Origin of the sequence: Leifsonia sp. SIMBA_070, assembly GCF_046534635.1 — a bacterium.
GTDB lineage: Bacteria > Actinomycetota > Actinomycetes > Actinomycetales > Microbacteriaceae > Leifsonia.
In genome coordinates this window covers 1-246 of the sequence record NZ_JAWRYK010000756.1, presented here as the reverse complement: position 1 = coordinate 246, position 246 = coordinate 1, and the positions used below count along the sequence as shown (strand labels likewise).

General features: G+C 65.9%; 1 protein-coding gene. It reads right to left on the bottom strand.

All coding sequences use genetic code 11. The annotated features are described in order from the left end of the window. Positions 1-246, bottom strand: a 246-nt coding sequence (locus tag SB754_RS22270; protein ID WP_410784458.1) for a low temperature requirement protein A, incomplete at both ends; no start/stop codon positions are given.

The following is a 246-nucleotide window of genomic DNA, read 5'->3' as shown; positions in this document are numbered from 1 at the left end:
GGTCAGCTTGCCGATCTGCCGGCGCAGCGGCCCGTCATTACCGGCCGCATACATGTAGAGGACCAGATGCAGGACCCGGACCGCTGTATAGGTCACGGCCAGCACCAGCGGTCCGTGGAGGCCGCCGTCGAGATCGTGAAACGCTTCCGGAATAGCCAGTGCGGCCATGAAGACCGCCACCATGACGGCGCACAGCCCGAACCGCATCAGCCCCTCATCGGCATGCGCCTGGTTCGCGAGCCAGGA